Raw genomic sequence first — 22,713 nt, forward strand, 5'->3', positions numbered from 1 at the left:
GTTTTCATCAACCCGCCATCGTTGCTGCAGCCAGCTAAGGCCGGCTGCGGCATTCAAGTCGGTCGTGGTTAGCAGGGCGTTAATCAACGTCACCAACGGGAACACGATGCACTCACGATGGGGTTATCGGTCGGCGCTCCCGGCCTGCGCCCGGTAGTCCCTGACGAGCCCTTCGTAAGCGTCCATCGGCGGAAATTCCGCAAAACTGTGGGTGGCGCCCGTGTTTGCCCAGGGGAATTTCGTGGACATGAAGGTTTCGATGAAGGGCGCAAACCAGTCGGCATCGTCGAGCATGGTCGGCCGGATGTTGACGAACCCGTCCATCCCTGTCGCCTTCGTGTAGAGCCAGCTCTTGCAGCGCGAGCAGTGGTAGTGATGGACATCGTCGCCATGCATGCCGCCGATGACAGGCTTTCCCGCTGTGACCTCGAAACCATCGGCAGGAATGGCGGCCGAGCAGGAGAAGGCGCTGGCGCTCATCTTCTGGCAACCCTTGCAGTGGCAGGCCATCGTGACCAGCGGCGCTGCGCTGATCCGGAAGCGGATTTCGCCGCAGCGGCAGGACCCATCGAGCGGCAGTTTCGGCATCGGCATCTCCTCAGGTGACCCCGAGGAGATAGCGCATCATGCTGACAATGTCAGGCGGGGCGTTTCGGGATGTCCAGTCCGCGCTGCACGGCGGGACGGGCTAGGCCGCGTTCCAGCCATTCCGGCACATGGACAAGCTCTTCATATCCAACGAGGTCGCCGGCACCGTAAAAGCCGATCAGGTTGCGAACCCATCCGAGCATGGAAATGTCGGCGATCGTGTATTCATCGCCCATCACCCAGTCGCGACCGGCGAGCCGTGTTTCCAGCACTCGGATCAGCCGTGCGCTCTCCTTGGCGTAGCGGTCGCGCGGGCGCTTGTCCTCGAAATCCTTGCCGGCGAATTTGTGGAAGAATCCGAGCTGGCCGAACATCGGACCGAGCCCGCCCATCTGGAACATCACCCACTGGATCGCCTCGTAACGGCCGGCCGGGTCGGCGGGCAGAAACTGTCCCGTCTTTTCGGCAAGATAGATCAGGATCGCACCCGATTCGAACAGCGCCAGAGGCTTGCCGCCGGGACCATCCGGATCGAGGATTGCCGGGATCTTGCCGTTCGGGTTGAGCGACAGGTACTCCGGCTCCCAGGTCTCGTTCGCGCCGATATTGATGAAATGCGGCTCGTAAGCCAGGCCCGTCTCCTCCAGCATGATCGAAACCTTCACGCCATTCGGCGTGGGCGTCGAATAGAGCTGAAGGACTTGAGGGTTTTGGGCGGGCCAGCGGGTGGTGATCGGATAAGCGGAAAGATCGGCCATGGGGGATCCTCGGGTTGAACTATCCAGAACACCCTAGTTCGGTGACTGTCCGTGGAAAAGAGGAAACGTTTCCGTGGCTGTCAGCCCGAATTGTACCACAAAAAAGCCGGGCGTCCTTGCGGACACCCGGCTCCATTCATTCCGTCCAGGCCGCCGCGATTACAAAGCGATGTCCGGGACTTTCTTGACGTCGCCAGCGGGAGTTACCGTTGCGCTGGCGGCGGCTGCTGCGTTGACCGCCGGGGAGGCGATGGCCAGCTGCAGACGGGCTTCCGTGGCGGCCCATGCCTTGGCAAGCATGTCCGGGTTCTCGTTCAGCTTCTGGCCGTAGCTCGGAACGATCGTGTGGACGCGTTCCTGCCATTCCGGTGTCTTCAGCTTTTCGGCGAACACCTTCTTCAGAACATCGAGCATGATCGGGGCTGCGGTCGAGGCGCCCGGCGAAGCGCCGAGAAGGGCTGCGATCGAGCCGTCCTTGGCCGCGACGATCTCGGTGCCGAGCTTCAGCACGCCGCCCTTGACGGGATCGCGCTTGATGATCTGCACGCGCTGGCCGGCCTGCCACAGGCGCCAGTCCTCGGCCTTGGCATTGGGGAAGTAGACCTTGAGCGCTTCGAAGCGGTCGTTGTCGGACATGATCAGCTGGCCGGCGAGATACTGGACGAGCGCGAACTCGTCGGTGCCGACCTTGACCATCGGCCAGATATTGTCGAGCGTGACCGACGCCGGCAGATCGAACAGCGAGCCTTCCTTCAGGTACTTCGTCGAGAAGGTGGCGAAGGGGCCGAACAGGATGTGGCGCTTGCCTTCGAGCACGCGCGTGTCGAGATGCGGCACCGACATCGGCGGAGCGCCGGTCTCGGCCTGGCCATAGGCCTTGGCAAGGTGGCGTTCGACGATCTCAGGCTTGTCGCAGACGAGGAACGAGCCACCGACCGGGAAGCCGGCATAGTCGTCGCCTTCCGGAATGCCGGACATCTGCAGAAGCGGCAATGCGCCGCCGCCGGCACCGATAAAGACGAATTTCGCCCGGACCGTTTCGGATGCGCCGGTGTCACGGTTGGAATAGCTGACCGTCCAGGTGCCGTCGTCGTTCTTCTGCATGTCGTCGACTTCCGACGAGGTGCGCAGGGTGAACGTCTGCTGGGCCTTCAGGTGCGCCACGTACTGGCGGGTGATTTCGCCCCACTCGACGTCGGTGCCGAGCGGGCTCCAGGTGACGGCGAGCTTCTGGTTCGCGTCACGGCCTTCCATCATCAGCGGAACCCATTCGGCGATCTTGGCGTGATTGTTGGAGAATTCCATGCCGGAGAAGAGCGGGCTCGCCTTCAGCGCTTCGAAGCGCTTGGCCAGGAACGCGGTGTTGTCTTCGCCCCAGACAAAGCTCATGTGCGGCGTCGAGTTGATGAACGAGCGCGGATCCTTCAGAACGCCGACATCCACCTGGTGGGCGAGGAACTGACGGGTGACCTGGAACGCTTCGTTGATTTCGATTGCGCGGTTGATCTGGACATTGCCGTTGCTGTCCATCGGCGAATAATTGAGTTCGGCGAGCGCCGAGTGGCCGGTGCCGGCGTTGTTCCAGCCGTTGGAGCTTTCCATCGCGACCTTGTCGAGGCGCTCGATCATTTCGATCGTCCAGGTCGGCTCGAGCTGCGAGATGAGAACGCCGAGCGTTGCGCTCATGATGCCACCGCCGACGAGGAGAACGTCGACCGTCTTTTCGGGAGAGGTGGTTTGCGCCCAGCTCGGAAGCGTCGTCGCGCCAAGTGCAGCAGCGCCGCCCGCAGCGGAGCCGAGAAGCTGGCGACGGCTGACCGCCATGCCGCTTGTGGAGGACGAAATGTTATTGTTCTTGGAAGGCATCGCCACCTCGGAATTGTTGGTGTTTCGCTCCTCCCGCGGCGGTCTCTAAGGGATTTATCATAGACCGACAAGCCCCCGTTGCGGCATTTTGTCGGTAGGACAGCGTGACGCGGCGGCTGTTCTTCAAAAGATGATTGGATTCATCTTGTTTTGATCCGGCGGCGTGGATATAGGGCGCGTGCGCCCATCGTCCTTCAACAGGGAACCACTCTCGTGACAGCGATTAAGTCTCTTCTGGCCGTCTCCGGCCTCTTCGCCGCTCTTGGTCTCGCGACTGCCAATCTCGCCGAGGCGGCAACCCAGTACCCGCTGACGATCGACAATTGTGGCGCTTCCGTCACCTTCCAGAAGGCGCCGGAACGGGCCGTCGGACTTGGCCAGAACAGCGCGGAAATCCTGCTGATGCTCGGGCTCGAGGACAGGATGGTCGGAACCGCTTTCTGGCCGAGCAAGGTCCTGCCGCAACTGGAAGAAGCCAATGCCAAGGTGAAGCTGCTGACTGTCGAATTCCCGACATTCGAGAGCATTCTGGCGCAGAACCCGGATTTTGCCGCCGCCGCGCTGCCGAGCCTGATCGGCCCGACCAGCAAGGTTGCCAAGCGCGAGGATTTCGAGAAAGTCGGCGTCCCCACCTATATCTCGCCCAGCACCTGCCTTTCCACCGAAAAGGTGAAGAACGAATACGGCAGCCGCGACCAGCTCTGGAATATGGACCTGCTCTATAAGGAGATCGCCGAGCTTTCGCAGATCTTCGACGTTTCCGAGCGTGGCGAAGCGGTCATCGCCGATTTCAAGGCGCGTGAGGCAGCCCTTCGTTCGAGCGTTGCCAAGGACGGCAAGACACTCTCCTACCTGTTCTGGTTCTCCAGCCAGTCGCCGACCGCCGATGCCTATCTCGGCGGCAAGAACGCGGCCTCCGGCTTTATCGCCGATCTCTTGGGCGGCAAGAATGCCGTGACGGCGGAAGCCGAATGGCCGACGCTTGGATGGGAAAGCATCATCGCTGCCAATCCCGATGTGATCGTGGTCGCCAATCTCGACCGCAACCGTTGGGAGCTGGACAAGCCGGACGCCAAGATCAAGTTCCTGACCACCGATCCGGCCGTCAGCCAGATCGCGGCCGTCAAGAACAAGGCGATGGTGGTGATGGACGGTCAGGCGATGAACCCGACGATCCGCACGATCTACGGCGCCGAACAGGTGGCCTCGCAGCTCAAGGCGCTTGGTCTCCTGAAGTGAGCGAAACGCAGCGACCGATCCCGCAGCAAAGCCGGCATACGGGCCGGCAGAACGGGCGGCAGCTTGCCGTCCTGTTCGGCCTGCTGCTGGCGTCGCTCGCCGCCATCGGTCTCGTGGTCGGGGTGAGCGTCGGGATCGGCGATCTGCCCATCCCGCTTTCGACGACCTATGCCGCGATCACCAACCGGCTGGGCTGGACGGCGATCGCGCTCAACCGCATCCACGAGACTGTGATCTGGGACTACCGCCTCAGCCGGGCGCTGGTCGCATCCTTCTGCGGTGCGGGTCTTGCGCTGTCTGGCGCCATCATGCAGTCGCTGCTGCGCAATCCGCTGGCCGAGCCCTATGTGCTCGGCATTTCCGCCGGCGCCTCCACCGGGGCGGTGGCAATCGTCATTCTCGGGCTTGGCGCTGGCACGGTGTCGCTTTCGGCCGGTGCCTTTGCCGGCGCCTTTGCGGCGTTCTTTTTCGTAGCGTTGCTGTCGAACGGCGCGCGGGGCGGGGCGGATCGCACCATTCTTGCGGGCGTAGCGGCATCGCAGCTGTTTAACGCGGCAACCTCCTATATCGTTACCACATCCGGCAATGCGCAGCAGGCGCGTGACGTGATGTTCTGGCTGCTCGGCAGTTTCGGCGGCGTGCGCTGGCCGGAATTCATGCTCGTCTCGGTCATCGTCGGCGTGTGCCTGATCGTCTGCCTGTTCTATGCGCGGGTGCTCGACGCGTTTGCCTTCGGAGACGAGGCGGCCGCCTCGCTCGGCGTCAATGTCGGTCGGGCCCGCATCGTGCTGTTTGCGCTGACGGCGATCATGACGGCGACGATCGTCTCGATGGTTGGAACGATCGGCTTTGTCGGTCTCGTCGTGCCGCATGCGGCGCGGTTCATCGTCGGGCCTTTGCATATCCGGCTGCTGCCGGCCTGCGCCATCGTCGGTGCAATCTTCATGGTGCTGGCCGATATCGCCTCGCGGGCGCTGATCCCGCAGCAGGTTCTGCCGATCGGCGTCGTCACGGCTTTGGTCGGCGTGCCGTTCTTCTCCGTCATTCTCTACCGGTTCCAGAAGTCGTCATGAGCATCAGAGCGGAAAATCTCAGCTGGAAGATCGGCCGCAAGACCATTCTCGACGGCGTGTCCTTCGCGGCCGAACCGGCTAAGATGGTTGGGCTGCTCGGGCCGAACGGATCGGGCAAAACCTCGCTTTTGCGCCTGATCGCCGGACTGAAGACACCACATGCGGGCAAAGTGACGCTCGATGGCCGGGATATCGGCACGATCGGGCGCCGCGCGATCGCGCAGAGGGTGGCGTTCGTGGAGCAGCATGCGACGACCAATTCCAGTCTGCGCGTGATCGATGTGGTCAAGCTCGGGCGGTTTCCGCACCGGTCGATGTTTTCGGGCTGGTCGACGGCCGACGACGAGGCGGTGACAGAGGCGTTGGAACGCTCCGGCATGGTGGAAAAGCGAAACGACCGCTGGCAGAGCCTGTCCGGCGGCGAGCGGCAGCGCGTCCATATCGCCAGGGCGCTCGCGCAATCGCCAAAGGAACTGATCCTCGACGAGCCGACCAACCATCTCGATGTCCAGCACCAGATCAGCCTCATGCGGCTGGTCGCCGGTCTGCCGGTCACAAGCGTGATCGCGCTACACGATCTCAACCACGCTGCGATGTTCTGCGACAGCCTGATCATCCTGCAGCAGGGCAGGATCGTCGCGTCAGGGACACCGGAGGAGATCATCACGCAGGAACTTCTGAGGGACGTGTTTTCGGTCGATGCGCGGGTGGAAACCTCGTCGCATCACGGGCGGCCGCATATCCACTATCTGCGATAGAAAATCCTGGATTCACACTTCCCTCGCGACGCATTCGTTGTAGGCTCATGTCCTCAGCACGTTGAACACGCACGGGAGAGAGACGGATGACACACGCCGCTTACGCACTGCAGATCGTCCGCGAGTTCGATGTGCCGGCCGAGAAACTCTACAAGGTCTGGACGACGCCGGAACGGTTCGGCGAGTGGTTCTGTCCGCTGCCCTGGAAGGTGACGCAGGCGCGCGCCGACCTTCGCCCCGGCGGCGAGAGTTTTGTGCTGATGCAGGGGCCGGAAGGCGAAACGGTGCCGAATGCCGGAGTCTATCTGGAAGTGGTGCCGAACAAGAAGATCGTCTTCACCGACGCCTATACCGCCGGGTGGGTGCCCTCGGCCAAGCCGTTCATGACCGGCATTATCGAGTTCGAGGATATCGGCGGCGGGCGCTCGCGCTATACGGCGACTTCCGTTCACTGGTCCGAGGAAGACATGATCGCCCACCGCGACCTGGGCTTCGAGCAGGGCTGGGGCGTGGTCGCGGACCAGATGGCCGAGATTGCGAAGACAATGTAGGTTTCACCGAGTCCTTTCAAGCTGTTGGGCCCTATCGCTCGTGTCCTGAGTCCGCGACCAGCGTGGGCTGACGATGTGAATCCGGTTTAGGATCCAAGTGTCTGAAACCAGATTCCTTTTTGCCACTCCATTCGATCGAACGAACCGTTCGAGAAAATCCGGTTTGCGGGATGTCTGTCCGGTGACTATGTGACTGGCATCAGCAACCGGATATCTTCTGACGATGGAACTCGGCCTTTACACTTTCGGTGATCTCGACCCGACCACGCTCAACAAGGGTGGGGAGGCGGCACGGCGGCTGGCGAACCTTCTCGAAGAGATCGAGCTTGCCGACCAGGTGGGGCTCGACGTGTTCGGGCTCGGCGAACATCACCGGGCCGACTATGTGATATCGTCACCGGCGACGGTGCTTGCGGCGGCGGCCGTGCGCACCAAAAACATCCGGCTGACGAGCGCCGTTACGGTTCTGTCCTCGGAAGATCCGGTGCGGGTGTTTCAGGAGTTTGCGACCGTCGATCTGATTTCCGGCGGCCGGGCCGAGATCATGGCCGGGCGCGGCTCGTTCATCGAATCCTTCCCGCTGTTCGGCTACGACCTTGGCGATTACGACGACCTGTTTTCGGAAAAGCTCGATCTGCTGCTCGCGCTGCGCGACAACGAGATCGTGACCTGGCAGGGCGAAGAGCGGGCGCCGATCAATGGCCGTGGCGTCTATCCGCGGCCGTTGCAGAACCAGATGCCGGTGTGGATCGCGGTTGGCGGCACGCCGCAATCGGTGGCGCGGGCCGGCGCCATGGGCCTGCCGCTTGCGGTCGCCATCATCGGCGGGGAATATCCGCGCTTTGCGCCGTTCTTCAAGCTTTACCGCGAGGCGGCGACGCGGGCCGGGCATGATGCCGCCGCGCTGCCAACCAGCATCGCTGTCCATGGGTTCGTCGCCGATACGACCGATATCGCTGCCCAGCAGTTCTACGGGCCGCAGGCTTCGGTGATGGACCGGATCGGTCGCGAGCGCGGCTGGGGACCGACCAACCGGGCGCATTTCGACCAGGCCCGTGGTCCGATCGGCAATCTCTTTGTCGGCGAGCCGGAGCTGGTGGCGGAAAAGATCATCGCTGCCCACACGGTGTTCGGCATGAGCCGTTTCATGCTGCAGATGGCGATCGGCCTGATGCCGCATGATCAGATCATGCGCGGCATTGAACTCTACGGCACGAAAGTGGCGCCGATCGTCAGAAAAGAGATCGGGAGCCCAAAAAGCATTTGACGGGCCGGGTCGTTGGCGCGAAACCGGCGACCTTACAGAGAGTGGACGTGCGGGACGGATGATCATTTCGAACGAAGACGAGCTTGCAAAGCTCAAGGAGATCGGCAGGCTCTGCGCCCGTGCGGTGGATCTGATGGGCAAGGCGCTCGAGCCCGGGATCACCACCCGCGAACTGGATGCGATCGGCCGCAAGCTTCTGGAAGACAGTGGCGCGCAGTCGGCACCCGAGCATGACTACCAGTTTCCGGGCGCGACCTGCATTTCCGTCAACGAGGAAGTGGCGCACGGAATTCCCGGCGACCGGGCGATTGCGGCTGGCGATCTCGTCAATATCGACGTTTCGGCGCTCAAGGATGGATTTTACGGCGATACCGGCGCGTCATTCTGCGTGCCGCCGGTCAAGCGCGAGGTCGAAAAGCTGTGCCGCGACGGCAAGCGGGCGCTGTGGACCGGGTTGCAGCAGGTGAAGACGGGAAAGCCGATTGCCGGCATCGGCAACGCGATCGGGGCGTTTGCCAAGAAGAACCGCTATACGCTGATCACCAATCTTTCCAGCCACGGCATCGGCCGCTCGCTGCACGAGGAGCCGGGTGAAGTGCCGACATGGCCGGATCCGCAGGAAAGCCGTATCATGGAGGAGGGGCTGGTGTTTACCATCGAGCCGTTCCTGTCTCTCGGCGGCGAATGGGCCGAAGACGGCGACGACAAGAGCGATCCGTGGACGCTCTACAGTGAACCCAAGGCGCCGACCGTGCAGTTCGAGCACACGATCGTGGTGACGCGCAACGGGCCGCTGATCCTGACGCTGGCAGACTAGGCCTAGCCCAGATTTGTCAGCAGACCGGCCGAAGAGTCGGCCGGGTCGATCCGATCAGCTTTTCTTGTGTTTGCTGCAGACGATATCCAGCCTGCGATAGAAAGCGTCGGCGCGCTCCTGATTGAGCTTGTCCATCATCAGGCTGGTCTGGCGACGGGCAGCGCTTTCGAGCAACTGGGCAAACGCCGCGTTGCCGATCTGGTCGGCCTCGCGCAGCTGCGAGATCAAAGGGTCGGACATCACGTCCGAACGGGTAAGATCCTGGTTCATCAATATAAACTCCATCATCCCTACAAAATCGATCCGAACACCTGAAACGGCATTCGAAGGGTACGATGCGTAGATTTCCTAAAATGAACGCCGGCCAGGACATCCGAATCACCGGAGCCCCTGTCGACTTTCGTATAATGCCCGTCATTCGTGTCAGCAAAGCGACAGAAGTCGTGATTTGTGGTGTCGGGAATGGGATTGCAGGTGACCCGAATATGAGGCTGCCCGACCACCCATCAGCCCTCGTCATCGCAGCGATGACAATTTCTGCATTGTGCAGCGCAACCGCCGCTGGGATAAGGCGACATGTTGCAGATCTCTACGCCTCAGCTTCGAACCCCCCTTATGATCGGCGTGTCCGGCGGCGTCGCTATGGCGGCGGCGATGGGGTTCGGGCGGTTCTTCTATACACCGGTGCTGCCGGGGATGATTGCGGGCATTCCGATCTCGGCTGCCGATGCGGGCACGATTGCAGCCGGTAACTTTGCGGGTTATCTGGCCGGTGCCGTGCTTTCGGCCTATGGCTGGGCGTCAGGTCGCGAGCGGCAGGTGGCGCTCGGAGGATTGCTGGCGACTGCAGTTCTTCTGGCGGCCATGGGTCTTTCGACATCGGTCCCGGTGTTTGTGGTGATCCGCTTTCTCGCCGGGCTCGCCAGTGCGTTTTCGATGATCTTTACCTCCGCCGTCGTGCTGCCGCATGCGGTGGGGCGACCGGCAGTGGGCATGCTGCATTACGGCGGCGTCGGCGCCGGCATCGCGCTGTCGTCGGCGCTCGCATTCATAGTCAACACGGTGGCGGGTGATGCGGCGCACGGGTGGCGGATCAACTGGTTTGCGGGTGCGGCGATCGCGCTCCTTGTCTTCCTCCTCGTGTCGCGCGGATTGCCGCGGCCGGCCGGGGAGACGCGGGCGGCTGCCGAGCCCAGGCTCGTCTGGAACCGTCCGCTTGTGCTGATAACGCTGTCCTATGGCCTGTTCGGCTTCGGTTACGTGATAACAGCCACCTTTCTTGTCGCGATCGCCCGGATGGGCAATGCCGGGTCGGTGGTAGAGTTTCTGGCCTGGTTCGTCACGGGATGTGCGGCGGCGGTTTCGCTGTTTGCCTGGCAGCCCTTCGTCAGGCGGCTCGGGCTCGGGGCGGCCTATTGCGCCGCCATCGCGCTGCTGTGGCTCGGCGTGCTCGGCTCTGTGATGCTGCCGGCGGTTTCCGGTGCGCTGTTCGGCGGGTTGCTGCTCGGGGCGACGTTCATGGTCGTTACCGCTTACGGGCTGCAGCTCGGGCGCCAGCTTGCGCCGCAAAGTCCACGCCGCGCCTTTGCCTTCATGACCGCCGCCTTCGGCACAGGGCAGATCGTCGGGCCGCTGGTGGCAGGGTTTATAGCCGAGCGGAGCGGCAGTTTCACCCTGCCGTCGCTGATTGCAGCCGGCGCGCTTGTCGTGTGCGTCGGGCTGGCATTGCCGCTGATCCGGTATGTGCCTCGACGAGACGCCTGAGGGCTGATGCTTACATTTATGTAACAATGGTGGGGAACCATTGCCGCTCCCTTGGAACTGCCTTAGTTTCCGGCCACATCGTCCACCCCGACATCATCCTAGAATCGAACTCAGGAAAGCGCGCGCTCCGTGTTCCACTCCTTCTTTCCCCGACCAAAACTGTTTTTCCTTTCGGCGATCGCATTTGCGTTTGTCGCTGTCCTCGCCTGGTATTTTGTTTTTGCCGGTATCGGCGACAGTCTTGGCTTCGGCGCGCCGGAGGGGGCGGTGGAACCCTACGACCTCACCTTCTTCCTGATGCCGTCCAATGTCTTTTTCTATGCCTATTTTGCAATCTGCATGCTGTTGTTCGGCGCCGCATGGAGTTTCATCGATCGCTACAATCCGTGGATCGGCTGGTCGGTGTGGGGATCCCTGTTGATCGTCGCCGTCACCTATTTCGGCGTGCAGGTGACCGTCGTCATCAACAACTGGCGCCGTCCTTTCGGTGATACGCTGATGAACGCCCTGCAGGGCAAGCCGGGGACGACGGCATGGGACTTCTACAGTCTGATGCTGATCTTCGCGCAGGTGGCTTTCCTCAGCATGGCCGTATCGATCCTCACGGATTTCTTCACCAGCCACTACATCTTTCGCTGGCGCACGGCGATGAACGACTTCTACATGTCGAAATGGGAGCAGTTGCGCCATATCGAAGGCGCATCGCAGCGTGTCCAGGAAGATACGATGCGGTTCTCCGCGACGCTGGAAGGCCTTGGCATCACGCTGATCAATTCCGTGATGACCCTGATCGTCTTCCTGCCGATCCTGTTCGGACTGTCGAGCTACGTGACGGAACTGCCGATTATCGGGCAGATACCGCATGCGCTGTTCTGGTTGGCGATCTTCTGGGCAACCTTTGGTACCGTTCTTCTGGCAACTGTCGGCGTCAAGCTTCCGGGGTTGAATTTCCGCAACCAGCGCGTTGAAGCCGCCTACCGCAAGGAACTTGTTTACGGCGAGGACCATGCCGATCGCGCCCAGCCTGCGACGGTCAGAGAACTCTACGGGAATGTGCGGAAGAACTATTTCCGCATGTACTGGCATTACCTCTATTTCAACGTCGCCCGCTATTTCTACATCCAGGCGGACGGGCTTTTCCTGCTGTTCATGCTGGTTCCAACCATCGTCGCCGGCAAGATTACCTATGGTATCTACCAGCAGATCGCCACGGCCTTCGGGCAGGTGTCGAACTCGTTCCAGTATCTGGTCAATTCCTGGACCACGATCATCGAGCTTCTATCGATCCATAAGCGCCTGAAGGCCTTCGAGGCGGCGATCGATGGCGAGCCGCTGCCGGAGATCGACCGGAATTACCTGGTGCGTGAAGCGGAAGGCGGGGAGATGGCGGCGAACAAGCCGACCTGATCGGCTCGAGGCTTCCAGATATTGGACAGCAGTTTTGGCCGCGCCGGGTGACTAGTCCGGCGCGGTTTCTCGTTCAGGGGAAGGGCAGGCGGCGCAATAAGGGTATTGTGTAGTTCAGGCTTTCCGCCTGCCGGGACCGTTTCCGATGATTTTCGGGGTATAGCCTGCCCGAAAAGCGTCACGGCCATCATCGGAACCGGTTCTTTCGAACCTGTTGGTGATGCCGGTTCGCGAACCCGGTTTCCCGCCCGATGACGCAATCATTATCGCGCGGCCCGACAGCGTGAGGACGGGCGGTTTTCAGAAAGATGATAATCCGTTGGTTTCAAACGGAGATAACGTGCATTAGCGGATTTTTCGGACGCCTTAGGCGACAGCTTTGCGGCGGAAGCGCATCTGGTTCAGCGTCCAGCCGGCAAGGCAGCCGATGGCGGCGCCTGCGGCCTTGACCAGTGCGTCATCCATATGGGCATGGCGCGAGGGCGACAGGAGCTGCAGCATCTCGATGCCACCAGCCCCGATCAAGAGCAGAACTGCGCAAAAAATCCACTGGCGCGGATAGGCGACGACGAAGAGGAAGGCCATCACGGCGAAGGCCGCCGCCCGGTCGACATCGACGGGCAGGAGGTCGTGCGGCCGCAGGTCGATCGGCGAGATCGTCACGAAGACGATTGCGGCGAGCGCCAGCCAGGCCAGGGTTCTGGCCGGATTTGCGAGAAGGCGGTTTGTCATCAGGGTGTCATACCGAATTGTGCTGCATTGCGAAAATCGAATCGTCGCCCGCGGTTAACGGCGTCCAGCAGATGGCTACAGGCCGGACGTTGCCTTGGCCTTGCGACGTTCTGCGATCATGGGGATGGCCTGCTTGTAGCTGACGCAGGCGACATCGTCCCTGTTGCAGACTTCCGAGACCAGCCGTTCCATCGCCCGCCAATAGGCACCGCCGTTCATCTCGACGAAGTGAAAGCCGAGCTGCAGGGGGATGCGGTCGCCTTCATATTCCCGGTCGAAGGCGGCGCGGAATGCGGAATAGGCGCGGTCTTCGAAGGTGGACGACTGGCTGGGATTGTCGATGCCGCCGGAATGGCGGATGAACAGATTGTAGTCCATGGCGATGATCGGTCGCTGCGACGGGCCTTCGGGAATGAGCGGCAGGCCGAAGCGGATCAGCCCGTCCTCCTCTTCCGGCATCATCGGCCCCTTGGTGACAAGGCTTGCATCATAGGTAAAGCCCGCTTTTTTCTCGGCGGCAGTCATGCCGGCGCTGGTGGAGAAATAGGGGGCGCGGAAACCACGGATGTCGTTCGCCACGAAATCCTTCCAGCCGTCGGGTTCGCTGTCGCCAGCACCGACAGCGGTCCAGGCATTGCCGAGCACGCGCGAGAAGGTCGTCATCTCCGCGCTCCAGTCTGCCGCGGACCAGTCCTTGCCGTCGAAGTGGCCGCAGGTGTGGCTGGAAATGTCGTGGCCTTCCTGATGCGCCTGCCAGATGTGGGAGAGCCGTTCTCGCGCTTCGTCTTTCGTCTGAGCAAAGCCGATATTGGAGCGGCCGGGCTTGTGGCCCGGTCCCTGATAGGTCGACCGCTCGGCGCGGGGGATCAGCAGCGTGCAGGACAGGAAGTAGGTGAAGTGGGCGTTGTTGGCCCTCGCAAAATCGCGGCTGCGCTGCCACAGGTGGTTGGGACCGGCGCCATCGAAGGAGACGATCAGCAACTGTTTCGGCCGCTCGTCTGCGCTCAGCGCCGGGGAGGCAAGGCAGAGGCAAAGGGCGATGGAGGAAGAGAGCAAACGCATGGCAACCCGGTACTGTGTCCAAAGGGGAGAATCGAGGCGAATTTCCCTGCGCCCGGATTAAGGCGAAGCTTTGAATTGGGATATGATAGAAGGGACCAAGGCTCCTTGCATCAACAAGCTTGTTTGAGAATTGCGTGAGGGGCCTTACATCCTTAGCAAAATAAGCTATTAGGCGCTCTTTAGATGGATGGGGCCCCAGCAAGGCCGGAGTGATCATGGCGCAGAACGACGACAGCTTTTTCCGTGAGGTCAACGAAGAACTTCGTTCCGACCAGTTGCAGTATGTGTGGAAGCGCTACAGCCGTATCCTGATCGGCGTTGCCGTTCTCGTCGTCCTTGGCACGGCCGGCTGGCGCGGGTACGAATACTGGGAAAACCACGGTTCGTCGCAGTCGGGTGACCGGTTCATCGCGGCGCTTGATCTTGCCTCGAAGGGCAAGAACGACGAAGCGCTGGCAGCGCTGTCTGCGATCGAAAAGGATGGCTCCGGCGCCTATCCGGTTCTCGCCAAGATGCGTGCAGGTTCCGTTCAGGCCGCCAAGGGCGATACCGGGGCAGCCATCTCCACCTTTACCGCGATCGGCGGCGACACTTCAGCGCCGGCCGCGATCCGCGATCTCGCAAAACTGCGTGCCGCATGGCTGCTGATCGACGCCGGCACCTACGATCAGGTGTCTGCACAGGCGCAGGCGATGGCCAACCAGGGCCAGACGCTTGCCAATTCCGCCCGCGAGGCACTCGGTCTTGCCGCCTACAAGGCCGGCAACATGGCGGAAGCCAAGACCTGGTTCCAGCGGATCGCCGAGGATGCCAGTGCGCCGCGCAACGTTGCCAACCGCGCCCAGATCATGCTCGACAACATCGCCGCATCCGGCAAGGCGCCCTGATTTTTCGCCACAGGGCAGCAAGGAACGACTATGAGCTTCACCGTCGCCATCGTAGGACGCCCGAATGTCGGCAAGTCCACGCTCTTCAACCGGCTGGTCGGCAAGAAGCTCGCGCTCGTCGATGACACGCCGGGCGTTACCCGTGACCGCCGCCCGGGCGATGCCAAGCTGATCGACCTCCGGTTCATCATCATCGATACGGCCGGTCTCGAAGAGGTCGGTCCCGATACGCTCGAGGGCCGCATGCGCGCCCAGACCGAGCTCGCGATCGAGGATGCCGACCTGACGCTGTTCGTGGTCGATGCAAAATTCGGTCTGACACCGCTCGACAAGACGTTCGGCGAACTGTTGCGCCGCAGCGGCAAGCCGGTCGTGCTGGTGGCCAACAAATCCGAAGCCAAGGGTTCCGACGGCGGCTTCTACGATGCCTATACGCTGGGTCTCGGCGAGCCGGTGCCGATTTCTGCCGAACACGGCCAGGGCATGATCGATCTGCGCGACGCGATCGTCGAGGCAATCGGCGAAGACCGGGCGTTTCCGGAAGGCGACGACGACGAGGCCGAGACGGATATCGACGTGCGCGACAGCGTGCTGGGCGAAGAGGCCGACGACGAGTTCGAGCCGGCCTATGACGATACCAAGCCGCTGCGGGTAGCCATTATCGGCCGTCCGAATGCCGGCAAGTCGACGCTGATCAACCGCTTCCTCGGCGAGGATCGGCTGCTGACCGGGCCGGAAGCCGGCATCACCCGCGACAGCATTTCCGTCGACTGGGAGTGGCGTGGCCGCACGATCAAGATGTTCGACACGGCCGGCATGCGCAAAAAGGCCCGCGTCCAGGAGAAGCTCGAAAAACTGTCCGTCGCCGACGCGCTGCGGTCGATCCGCTTTGCCGAGACGGTCGTGATCGTTTTCGATGCGACCATTCCGTTTGAAAAGCAGGACCTGCAGCTGGTCGATCTGGTGCTGCGCGAAGGACGCGCCGCCGTGCTCGCCTTCAACAAGTGGGACCTCGTCGAAGAACCGCAGGCGGTGCTGGCCGAGCTGCGCGAAAAGACCGAGCGGCTGCTGCCGCAGGCGCGCGGCATCCGCGCCGTGCCGATTTCCGGCCAGACCGGTTATTCGCTCGACAAGCTGATGCAGAGCATCATCGACACCGACATGGTGTGGAACAAGCGCATCTCGACCGCCAAGCTCAATCGCTGGCTGGAAGGCACGCAGGTTCAGCATCCGCCACCGGCCGTTTCGGGCCGTCGCCTGAAGCTCAAATACATGACGCAGGTCAAGGCCCGCCCGCCGGCCTTCATGATTTCCTGCACGCGTCCCGATGCCCTGCCGGAAAGCTACATCCGCTATCTGACCAACGGCCTGCGCGCCGATTTCCAGATCCCGGGCGTGCCGATCCGCATTCACTTCAAGGCGGGCGAGAACCCGTTCGAAAACCGCCGCAAGAAACGATAAACCTGCTCGATGATCGCGTTTAGTGCAGAGCGTCGATCATCAGCAGCACGAGCGATTTCGCCAAATGGTTGAAATATAAGCCAGAACGTGGGCTGAACGCAGCGACCGCTAAGGCGTTTCGCGCTCTGCTTGCATTCGGTTCGTCTTTATGATCCACTCCTTCTTGTCGACCCGGTGCTGTGGAGGGCGTTGGGCGGCCTTTTGGGAGGTTTTTCATGATCGTACTCGGTCTGCTGACTGCCGTGGGTCTTGGTGCTGGTGGTATCGGCTATTTCATCTGGCGCGGATAGGCATTAGCGGGACGTGCCGGTTCGACATGCAGGCTAGCGCATAGAACCCCGGCCACAGCAGCAATATTCGGTTATCGCGCAGTCAGCGCCTTGACGCCCTGTACCTTGAGCACGTTGCCGAGAAACTGTTTCGAGGCGGCTTCCCAGGTGTAGCGGCGGGCAAGGCGACTTGCGTCCTCGCGCCGACACGTCAGTGCTTCCAGGCAGGCAAGCCGCAGGTCTTCGTTGAGGGCACCGGCGCCTGAGCCCTGTTCGATGATGTCGATCGGACCCATGACCGGATAGGCCGCGACCGGGACGCCGCTTGCCAGCGCCTCGAGAATGGTGTTGCCGAACGTATCGGTTCTGGACGGGAAGACGAACACGTCGGCCTGGGCGTAGGCGCGTGCCAGGTCTTCTCCCGTTTTCATTCCCGTGAAAAGCACATGTGGGTAGCGCCGTTGAAGGTCGGCGCGGGCAGGTCCGTCGCCGATCACCACCTTGGAGCCCGGCAGATCGAGATCGAGAAAGGCGGGCAGGTTTTTCTCCACGGCGACTCGGCCGACGGTCATGAAGATCGGACGAGGCAGGTCGAACGGCTTTGCCTCGAGTGCCACCGGGTGAAACACCGTCTGATCGATGCCGCGGCTCCAGCGCAGAAGATTTTTCACGCCGAGCTTGTGCAGTTCGCGCTCAAGGCTCGCGGTCGCCACCATGCAGCCGTTGCCGGCATTGTGGAACCAGCGGACGAAGCCGTTGAGCAGCCGGATCGGCACCGGAAAGCGGGCGGCCACATATTCCGGAAAACGCGTGTGATAACTGGTGGAGAACGGCATGCCGTTCTTCAGGCACCAGCGGCGGGCCGCAAGTCCGAGCGGGCCTTCCGTGGCGATATGCACGGCGGATGGCTGGGTTCCTTCGATGGTCGCGGCGACGCTGCGGAAGCTTGCGACCGAAAGGCGGATTTCCGGATAGGTCGGGCAGGGGATGCTTGAGAAATCCAGCGGCGTCACCATCGAGACATTGATGCCCATGCATGCCAGTTCGCGGTTGGTATTTTCGATCGAGCGCACGACGCCGTTGACCTGTGGATACCAGGCGTCGGTTACAATGGTAATCCTTGTCATGGTTTGACCCGGCCCCGTTGCCATGCCGGAACCGACTCGCGGCTGCCGACCATGTTTTCCGTTCCTTCATCGGAAAATATTGTAACAGGGCGATGAAGACGCGCTCTCAACGTTTGATTGTCAAAGCCGAACGCTGCTCGCAGCATCCCTCATCAATGGACTTCCGCGGCCGGGATTGGTAGAGCCCCGGCATGCAGTACAGACCAGAAATCGATGGGCTGCGCGCGATCGCCGTCGTTCCCGTCATCCTCTTCCACACCGGTCTCGGGTTAATGCCGGGTGGCTTTGTCGGCGTCGACGTGTTCTTCGTCATCAGCGGCTACCTGATCACCGCGATCATTCTCAACGACCTGGCGAGAGACCGTTTCAGCATCGTCAATTTCTACGAGCGGCGGGTGCGGCGCATCGCGCCGGCGCTGCTTGTGGTGTGCATTGCCTGTCTGCCCTTTGCGGCACTGTGGATGCTGCCATCGGAACTGGACGATTTCGGCAAGGACCTGTTCCACTCGCTGCTGATGGTTTCCAACTTCGAGCTTTGGGACAATACGGGATATTTTTCGCCCAGTACCGAACTGAAGCCGTTGCTGCATACGTGGTCGCTATCGGTGGAAGAGCAGTTCTATCTGGTGTTTCCGGTGCTTCTGTGGATGGTGCGCAAGCAGACGCGGCAGGTGATCTTCCGCATCGTGGCGGTTTTGGCGCTGATCAGCCTGTTTCTGGCATGGCCGGTTTCAAGGGTCGATCCGGTCGCGAATTTCTATCTCCCCTTTACCCGTTTCTGGGAACTTGCCGCAGGCGCGCTTTTGGCGATCGGCGGCATACCGACCCGTTACTCTGAGCGGACCCGATCGGCCCTGGGGCTTGCTGGCCTTATCCTGATCGTCGGCAGTTGCCTGTTCCTGACATCCGAGCTGAAATGGCCGGGACCGGTGACGCTGGCGCCGGTCGTCGGCACGCTTCTGGTGATCGCCTTTGCCGGTCCGGGCAATCTTGCCGGACGGCTGCTTTCGCTTCGGCCGCTGGTGGCGATCGGGCTGATCAGCTACAGCCTCTATCTCTGGCATCAGCCGGTGTTCGCCTTTGCCCGTCTGCGCTCGATGGACATGCTGCCGGGCTGGTCCTACGGGCTGCTGGTGGCGCTCGTGTTTGCGCTGGCAATCGCAAGCTATTTTCTGGTGGAACAGCCGTTCCGGAAGCCGCAGGTCGGCCGTCGCTTGGTGTTTTCCCTCAGCGGGTCCTTAGCGGCGGTGCTGGTGGTGCTCGGCATCGTGACCACCAACGCGCAGGGCTTTCCGGGCCGCGATCCCGTGCTTACAGCCATGGGGGAGCCGAGCCTCGGCATCGGCAAGATCTGCAACGGCGAAGTGCGGCCGGATGTCTGCACGATAGGTCAGGGCCCGGAAATGGCGGTCTGGGGCGATTCGCTGGCGATGCATCTGGTCGACGGGCTGGCGGCGTCCATGCACGATACGCCGTCCGATCAGGGCGAGGGGCTGGTGCAGCTTCACAAGAACAGCTGCGCGTTTCCAACCGGCATCGCGCCCATTCCGCTCAACGATTCCGCGTCATGGCCGCTCGACTGCATTCGTCACAACGAGGCGGTAAAGGCCTATCTTGCAAAGACGCCCTCGCTGCGCACCGTCGTGCTCGGATCGCAGTACCTGACCTATCTCCGATCTGACCGCCGGGTGATGACGGCGCAAGGCCAGGCGATGCGGACGGATTACGGCCGGATGCTTGCCGAGGTCGAGGCGACTGCCGACTGGCTGCGCTCGATCGGTCTGCGGCCGGTGTTCATGGCGCCGCCGCCGCGCGATGGTCGCGATATCGGCCGCTGTGTCGTGCGAAGCGTCATGCTGGATGTCGCAGACACGCCCTGCATGATGGAGCGGGACGAACAGCGCGCCCATGATGCCCTCGTGGAGCGGCTGATGGCGGACGTTTCGAAGCGGTTCCCGGTCGTGTCGCTCGAAAACTATCTCTGCGACGAGAAAAGCTGCCGGGTGGTGGATGGCGGCGTTTCGCTGTTCCTCGACGACGAGCATTTTTCGCATCTGGGGTCGATCCATCTCGGTAAGACGCTCGATCTCTACGACGCGCTGACGGATGCCGCGCAACACGGTTGCGAGGCAGGCGTGAAGGTGGGCGAGCCGAAAGGGATCTGCCAGCTCAAGCCGACACATCCGGTCGCGGTGGTTCAGCCGGGCAGAAGCTCCGGACTGATCAGCGCGCCGTGATGGCCGATGACGGTGGCGGCGACTGCGGCGCCGTAGGCTGCGGCTTCGTGCGGTGCGGCGCCGCTTAAGTACTTCGACAGGAAGCCGGCGTTGAAACTGTCGCCGGCGCTGGTCGTGTCGACCACCTTGCCGGTGGTGACGGCCGGTGCATGACCGGTCACGCCCGACAGGCTGAAGGTTGCGCCTTCTGCGCCGTTCTTGACCACGACATCCGTGACGCCGAGACCATGGTAGCGGGCGATCGTATCGGCCACCGTGGCATCGCCGAAATAGGTCGCTTCATCGTCGAAGCTTGGGAGAACGATGGTGGCGGCTCTTGCGCCATCCTCGATCGTCTTCAGCATGATGTCCCGGCTCACCCACAGGCCCGGGCGAAGGTTCGGATCGAAGACGACCGTCTTGCCGGCGGCCTTGGCGCGGCGCAGTTCCGATAAAAGCGTCTCGACCGCTTCCGGTGCCAGGATGCCGAGCGTGATGCCGGAGAAATAGATGATGTCGGCGGTTTCGATTGCCGAGCGCAGGTGCTCGGCGTCGTCTGCGAGCTTGCGCGCGGCAGCGCTGTCGCGCCAGTAGCTGAAGGTGCGCTCGCCATCCTTGAGGGTGATCAGGTAGAGGCCGGGCGTCTTGCCGGGGATGCGGCGGATGAGGCCGGTGCCGATGCCGGCTTTCTCCATCATCCCAAGCATATCCGACGACATCGGATCTTCGCCGACCGCGGTCAGATAGTCCACCGACCAGTCTTTGGAGAGGCAGGCGCGGGCATACCAGGCCGTGTTGAACGTATCGCCGGCAAAGCCCTTGCGCAGCAGGCCTTCACCCGCCTGCGACAGTTCCACCATGCATTCGCCGATCGAAAGAAGCTTTCCGCCCAATTGTCATCCCTCCCATGGGTTTGACGCTCGAATAAGCTGAAGCGTCCGCCATGACAAGAGCGTGTCGCGCTTCGTTTCCGCGTTGTCTTTTGGTGGCATGGCTCTAGTTTGGGACCAAGGTTGGGATGAGCGATTTTCAAGAAGGAGCATTGTGGAATGGTATTGGAGACCACGAGGGACACCACTCGCGAGGTTGACGGCAACTGGTGGCGCGGTGCGGTGATCTACCAGATCTATCCGCGATCCTTCCAGGATACGACCGGCGACGGACTGGGCGATATCAAGGGGATTACCCAGCGCCTGCCGCATGTGGCTTCGCTCGGCGTCGATGCGATCTGGCTGTCGCCGTTTTTCACCTCGCCGATGGCCGACATGGGCTATGACGTTTCCGATTACTGCAATGTCGACCCGATGTTCGGCACGCTTGCGGATTTCGACGAGATGATGACCGAGGCGCATCGCCTCGGCCTCAAGGTGATCATCGACCAGGTCATTTCGCATACATCCGACCGGCATCCGTGGTTTATCGAAAGCCGTTCCAGCCGCACCAATCCCAAGGCCGACTGGTATGCCTGGGCCGACCCCAAGCCCGACGGCACGGCGCCGACCAACTGGCTGTCGATCTTCGGCGGTCCGGGCTGGGAATGGGACGGCGTGCGCAAGCAGTATTACATGCACAACTTCCTGATCTCGCAGCCGGACCTTAACTTCCACAATCCGGATGTACAGGATGCGATGCTGGATACGGTGCGCTTCTGGCTCGACCGTGGCGTCGACGGCTTCCGGCTCGATACTGTGAACTACTATTTCCACGACAAGCAACTGCGCAGCAACCCGCCGATGGTCTATGATACCGACGGCGCCGGCATGGAGACGGATACCAATCCGTATTCGATGCAGAACCATCTCTACGACAAGACGCAGCCGGAAAATATCGGCTTTCTGAAGCGGTTGCGGGCGCTGCTCGACAGCTACGACAACCGCGCCTCGGTGGGCGAAGTGGGCGACGGGCCGCGTTCGCTGAACACGCTGGCTCTCTATACGACCGGCGACGACAAGCTGCATATGTGCTACACGTTCGACCTGCTGGGCCCGGCGTTTTCTGCCGCCTATATCCGCAAGGTGATGCAGACCGTGCTCGATACGGTGGTGAACGGCTGGGTGTGCTGGGCGTTTTCCAACCACGACGTGGTGCGTCACGTGACCCGCTTTACTGAGGATCCGTCCGAGCAGGACCGCGTCGCCAAATTGTCTGCAACGTTGATTTCGGTGCTGCGCGGTTCGATCTGCCTCTACCAGGGCGAGGAGCTGGGCTTGAGCGAAGCGGAACTGACTTACGAGGATCTGCGCGACCCCTACGGCATCCGCTTCTGGCCGGCCTTCAAGGGCCGCGACGGATGCCGCACGCCGATGGTGTGGGAAGCGGGCGAGGCCCATGCGGGCTTCAGCGAGGGCGCCAAGACCTGGCTGCCCATTCCGGCCGATCACGCCAGCCGTTCGGTGGATGCGCAGGAGGCAATGCCGGATTCGGTGCTGCAGCACTACCGCGAAACCTTCGCCTTCCGCAAAAACCACCATGCGCTGATCGACGGCGACATGACGTTTATCGAGACCAACCAGGACCTGCTCGCCTTCGTTCGCGAAAAGGGCGGTGAGAAGCTGCTGTTCGTGTTCAACCTGACCCGCGAGCCGCAAAACTTCGTGCTGCCCAAGCGGATGGGCGACGTGATGCCGGTCGATCTTCCGGGGTTTGTGTCGAAGCTGGAAGCGGGTGCCGTGAAGCTCGATGCGCTGGATGTGTTCTGCGCGCGGGTGTGATGGCGTAGGTGTGAGTGGGATGGGAGGGGGAGGCAATCTTCCCCTCTTTCCTGTGATTGCCACAGGAATTTTGCCGACGCGTCGGTAGGGCGACCACGGTTCTTTCAGCCCAAGGACTTGGGCTGGCTGGGTTCCTTTGACGAGCACAGGAATGCGGGAG

Annotated in this window: 20 protein-coding genes; 12 read left to right on the plus strand and 8 right to left on the minus strand. The window is 61.9% G+C overall.

From position 1 onward, the window contains the following. Nucleotides 1-123: 123 nt before the first annotated feature. The 3 genes from ACQY1L_RS04135 to mqo all read right to left on the minus strand — a co-directional run bounded on the left by ACQY1L_RS04135 (nucleotide 124) and on the right by mqo (nucleotide 3,170). The gene (locus tag ACQY1L_RS04135; RefSeq protein WP_430242948.1) at nucleotides 124-594 is read right to left on the minus strand and encodes a GFA family protein; all 471 of its coding nucleotides are present in this window, start codon (nucleotides 592-594) and stop codon (nucleotides 124-126) included. Nucleotides 595-638: 44 nt separating this feature from the next. Then, nucleotides 639-1,346, minus strand: a complete 708-nt coding sequence (locus ACQY1L_RS04140; RefSeq protein WP_430242950.1) for a glutathione S-transferase N-terminal domain-containing protein — start codon at nucleotides 1,344-1,346, stop codon at nucleotides 639-641. 159 nt (nucleotides 1,347-1,505) lie between these two features. Further along, nucleotides 1,506-3,170 carry a malate dehydrogenase (quinone) gene (gene mqo, locus ACQY1L_RS04145; RefSeq protein WP_430243812.1) on the minus strand — a complete coding sequence of 555 codons (1,665 nt, stop codon included), beginning with the start codon at nucleotides 3,168-3,170 and terminating at the stop codon, nucleotides 1,506-1,508. A gap of 255 nt (nucleotides 3,171-3,425) precedes the next feature. Between mqo and ACQY1L_RS04150 the strand changes: the two genes are divergently transcribed. From ACQY1L_RS04150 to map, 6 genes are all read left to right on the plus strand, one after another. Then, nucleotides 3,426-4,451 carry an ABC transporter substrate-binding protein gene (locus ACQY1L_RS04150; RefSeq protein WP_430242952.1) on the plus strand — a complete coding sequence of 342 codons (1,026 nt, stop codon included), beginning with the start codon at nucleotides 3,426-3,428 and terminating at the stop codon, nucleotides 4,449-4,451. A 71-nt stretch (nucleotides 4,452-4,522) separates the two neighbouring features. Continuing rightward, a complete protein-coding gene (locus tag ACQY1L_RS04155; protein WP_245341664.1) occupies nucleotides 4,523-5,524 on the plus strand; it encodes a FecCD family ABC transporter permease in 1,002 nt (333 codons plus the stop codon). Next, on the plus strand, nucleotides 5,521-6,282 hold the full coding sequence (locus ACQY1L_RS04160) for an ABC transporter ATP-binding protein (protein ID WP_430242954.1): 762 nt from the start codon (nucleotides 5,521-5,523) through the stop codon (nucleotides 6,280-6,282). Before ACQY1L_RS04155 ends, ACQY1L_RS04160 begins: the two co-directional genes overlap by 4 nt. A gap of 86 nt (nucleotides 6,283-6,368) precedes the next feature. Then, the gene (locus ACQY1L_RS04165; protein ID WP_174196383.1) at nucleotides 6,369-6,833 is read left to right on the plus strand and encodes an SRPBCC family protein; all 465 of its coding nucleotides are present in this window, start codon (nucleotides 6,369-6,371) and stop codon (nucleotides 6,831-6,833) included. A gap of 223 nt (nucleotides 6,834-7,056) precedes the next feature. Beyond that, complete coding sequence (locus tag ACQY1L_RS04170; RefSeq protein ID WP_430242957.1) at nucleotides 7,057-8,100, plus strand: LLM class flavin-dependent oxidoreductase; 1,044 nt, start codon at nucleotides 7,057-7,059, stop codon at nucleotides 8,098-8,100. A 58-nt stretch (nucleotides 8,101-8,158) separates the two neighbouring features. Then, nucleotides 8,159-8,917: a type I methionyl aminopeptidase gene (gene map, locus ACQY1L_RS04175; protein ID WP_113167190.1), complete on the plus strand. Its 759-nt coding sequence runs from the start codon at nucleotides 8,159-8,161 to the stop codon at nucleotides 8,915-8,917. 54 nt (nucleotides 8,918-8,971) lie between these two features. On the opposite strand, the gene ACQY1L_RS04180 is transcribed toward map, so the two are convergent. Then, the gene (locus ACQY1L_RS04180; RefSeq protein WP_062455558.1) at nucleotides 8,972-9,187 is read right to left on the minus strand and encodes a hypothetical protein; all 216 of its coding nucleotides are present in this window, start codon (nucleotides 9,185-9,187) and stop codon (nucleotides 8,972-8,974) included. Nucleotides 9,188-9,493: 306 nt separating this feature from the next. On the opposite strand from ACQY1L_RS04180, the gene ACQY1L_RS04185 reads away from it, so the two are divergent. Both ACQY1L_RS04185 and sbmA read left to right on the plus strand, forming a co-directional pair. Next, the gene (locus ACQY1L_RS04185; RefSeq protein WP_430242960.1) at nucleotides 9,494-10,681 is read left to right on the plus strand and encodes a YbfB/YjiJ family MFS transporter; all 1,188 of its coding nucleotides are present in this window, start codon (nucleotides 9,494-9,496) and stop codon (nucleotides 10,679-10,681) included. A gap of 129 nt (nucleotides 10,682-10,810) precedes the next feature. Beyond that, a complete protein-coding gene (sbmA, locus tag ACQY1L_RS04190; protein ID WP_062455562.1) occupies nucleotides 10,811-12,088 on the plus strand; it encodes a peptide antibiotic transporter SbmA in 1,278 nt (425 codons plus the stop codon). A 366-nt stretch (nucleotides 12,089-12,454) separates the two neighbouring features. Here sbmA and ACQY1L_RS04195 read toward each other — a convergent pair whose 3' ends face one another. Both ACQY1L_RS04195 and ACQY1L_RS04200 read right to left on the minus strand, forming a co-directional pair. Further along, nucleotides 12,455-12,820, minus strand: coding sequence for a VanZ family protein (locus tag ACQY1L_RS04195; protein ID WP_062455565.1), 366 nt, complete (start codon nucleotides 12,818-12,820; stop codon nucleotides 12,455-12,457). A 75-nt stretch (nucleotides 12,821-12,895) separates the two neighbouring features. Next, the gene (locus ACQY1L_RS04200; RefSeq protein WP_430242962.1) at nucleotides 12,896-13,882 is read right to left on the minus strand and encodes a polysaccharide deacetylase; all 987 of its coding nucleotides are present in this window, start codon (nucleotides 13,880-13,882) and stop codon (nucleotides 12,896-12,898) included. A 215-nt stretch (nucleotides 13,883-14,097) separates the two neighbouring features. Between ACQY1L_RS04200 and ACQY1L_RS04205 the strand changes: the two genes are divergently transcribed. Together ACQY1L_RS04205 and der are read left to right on the plus strand one after the other, a co-directional pair. Beyond that, nucleotides 14,098-14,769 carry a tetratricopeptide repeat protein gene (locus ACQY1L_RS04205; protein WP_062455572.1) on the plus strand — a complete coding sequence of 224 codons (672 nt, stop codon included), beginning with the start codon at nucleotides 14,098-14,100 and terminating at the stop codon, nucleotides 14,767-14,769. Between the two features lie 30 nt (nucleotides 14,770-14,799). Beyond that, a complete protein-coding gene (der, locus tag ACQY1L_RS04210; RefSeq protein WP_062455575.1) occupies nucleotides 14,800-16,230 on the plus strand; it encodes a ribosome biogenesis GTPase Der in 1,431 nt (476 codons plus the stop codon). A gap of 361 nt (nucleotides 16,231-16,591) precedes the next feature. On the opposite strand, the gene ACQY1L_RS04215 is transcribed toward der, so the two are convergent. Continuing rightward, on the minus strand, nucleotides 16,592-17,626 hold the full coding sequence (locus ACQY1L_RS04215) for a glycosyltransferase family 4 protein (RefSeq protein ID WP_082476315.1): 1,035 nt from the start codon (nucleotides 17,624-17,626) through the stop codon (nucleotides 16,592-16,594). Nucleotides 17,627-17,817: 191 nt separating this feature from the next. On the opposite strand from ACQY1L_RS04215, the gene ACQY1L_RS04220 reads away from it, so the two are divergent. Then, nucleotides 17,818-19,863, plus strand: coding sequence for an acyltransferase family protein (locus ACQY1L_RS04220; protein WP_184653621.1), 2,046 nt, complete (start codon nucleotides 17,818-17,820; stop codon nucleotides 19,861-19,863). On the opposite strand, the gene ACQY1L_RS04225 is transcribed toward ACQY1L_RS04220, so the two are convergent. Continuing rightward, the gene (locus ACQY1L_RS04225; RefSeq protein ID WP_430242965.1) at nucleotides 19,824-20,735 is read right to left on the minus strand and encodes a sugar kinase; all 912 of its coding nucleotides are present in this window, start codon (nucleotides 20,733-20,735) and stop codon (nucleotides 19,824-19,826) included. The genes ACQY1L_RS04220 and ACQY1L_RS04225 overlap by 40 nt on opposite strands. 156 nt (nucleotides 20,736-20,891) lie before the next feature. On the opposite strand from ACQY1L_RS04225, the gene ACQY1L_RS04230 reads away from it, so the two are divergent. After that, nucleotides 20,892-22,553 carry an alpha-glucosidase family protein gene (locus ACQY1L_RS04230; protein ID WP_430242967.1) on the plus strand — a complete coding sequence of 554 codons (1,662 nt, stop codon included), beginning with the start codon at nucleotides 20,892-20,894 and terminating at the stop codon, nucleotides 22,551-22,553. Nucleotides 22,554-22,713 lie beyond the last annotated feature (160 nt).

It is taken from the genome of Neorhizobium sp. DAR64862/K0K3, assembly GCF_050500185.1.
GTDB classification, from domain to species: domain Bacteria; phylum Pseudomonadota; class Alphaproteobacteria; order Rhizobiales; family Rhizobiaceae; genus Neorhizobium; species Neorhizobium soli.

What these genes read in the sequence shown, in the direction of transcription:
- ACQY1L_RS04195 (WP_062455565.1), bottom strand. Translation starts at nt 12,820, where the DNA reads ATGACAAACCGCCTTCTCGCAAATCCGGCCAGAACCCTGGCCTGGCTG.
- ACQY1L_RS04205 (WP_062455572.1), top strand. Translation starts at nt 14,098, where the DNA reads ATGGCGCAGAACGACGACAGCTTTTTCCGTGAGGTCAACGAAGAACTT.
- ACQY1L_RS04185 (WP_430242960.1), top strand. Translation starts at nt 9,494, where the DNA reads ATGTTGCAGATCTCTACGCCTCAGCTTCGAACCCCCCTTATGATCGGC.
- ACQY1L_RS04200 (WP_430242962.1), bottom strand. Translation starts at nt 13,882, where the DNA reads ATGCGTTTGCTCTCTTCCTCCATCGCCCTTTGCCTCTGCCTTGCCTCC.
- ACQY1L_RS04160 (WP_430242954.1), top strand. Translation starts at nt 5,521, where the DNA reads ATGAGCATCAGAGCGGAAAATCTCAGCTGGAAGATCGGCCGCAAGACC.
- ACQY1L_RS04170 (WP_430242957.1), top strand. Translation starts at nt 7,057, where the DNA reads ATGGAACTCGGCCTTTACACTTTCGGTGATCTCGACCCGACCACGCTC.
- ACQY1L_RS04135 (WP_430242948.1), bottom strand. Translation starts at nt 594, where the DNA reads ATGCCGATGCCGAAACTGCCGCTCGATGGGTCCTGCCGCTGCGGCGAA.
- ACQY1L_RS04220 (WP_184653621.1), top strand. Translation starts at nt 17,818, where the DNA reads ATGCAGTACAGACCAGAAATCGATGGGCTGCGCGCGATCGCCGTCGTT.
- ACQY1L_RS04140 (WP_430242950.1), bottom strand. Translation starts at nt 1,346, where the DNA reads ATGGCCGATCTTTCCGCTTATCCGATCACCACCCGCTGGCCCGCCCAA.
- ACQY1L_RS04165 (WP_174196383.1), top strand. Translation starts at nt 6,369, where the DNA reads ATGACACACGCCGCTTACGCACTGCAGATCGTCCGCGAGTTCGATGTG.
- ACQY1L_RS04180 (WP_062455558.1), bottom strand. Translation starts at nt 9,187, where the DNA reads ATGAACCAGGATCTTACCCGTTCGGACGTGATGTCCGACCCTTTGATC.
- ACQY1L_RS04215 (WP_082476315.1), bottom strand. Translation starts at nt 17,626, where the DNA reads ATGACAAGGATTACCATTGTAACCGACGCCTGGTATCCACAGGTCAAC.
- ACQY1L_RS04230 (WP_430242967.1), top strand. Translation starts at nt 20,892, where the DNA reads ATGGTATTGGAGACCACGAGGGACACCACTCGCGAGGTTGACGGCAAC.
- mqo (WP_430243812.1), bottom strand. Translation starts at nt 3,170, where the DNA reads ATGGCGGTCAGCCGTCGCCAGCTTCTCGGCTCCGCTGCGGGCGGCGCT.
- der (WP_062455575.1), top strand. Translation starts at nt 14,800, where the DNA reads ATGAGCTTCACCGTCGCCATCGTAGGACGCCCGAATGTCGGCAAGTCC.
- map (WP_113167190.1), top strand. Translation starts at nt 8,159, where the DNA reads ATGATCATTTCGAACGAAGACGAGCTTGCAAAGCTCAAGGAGATCGGC.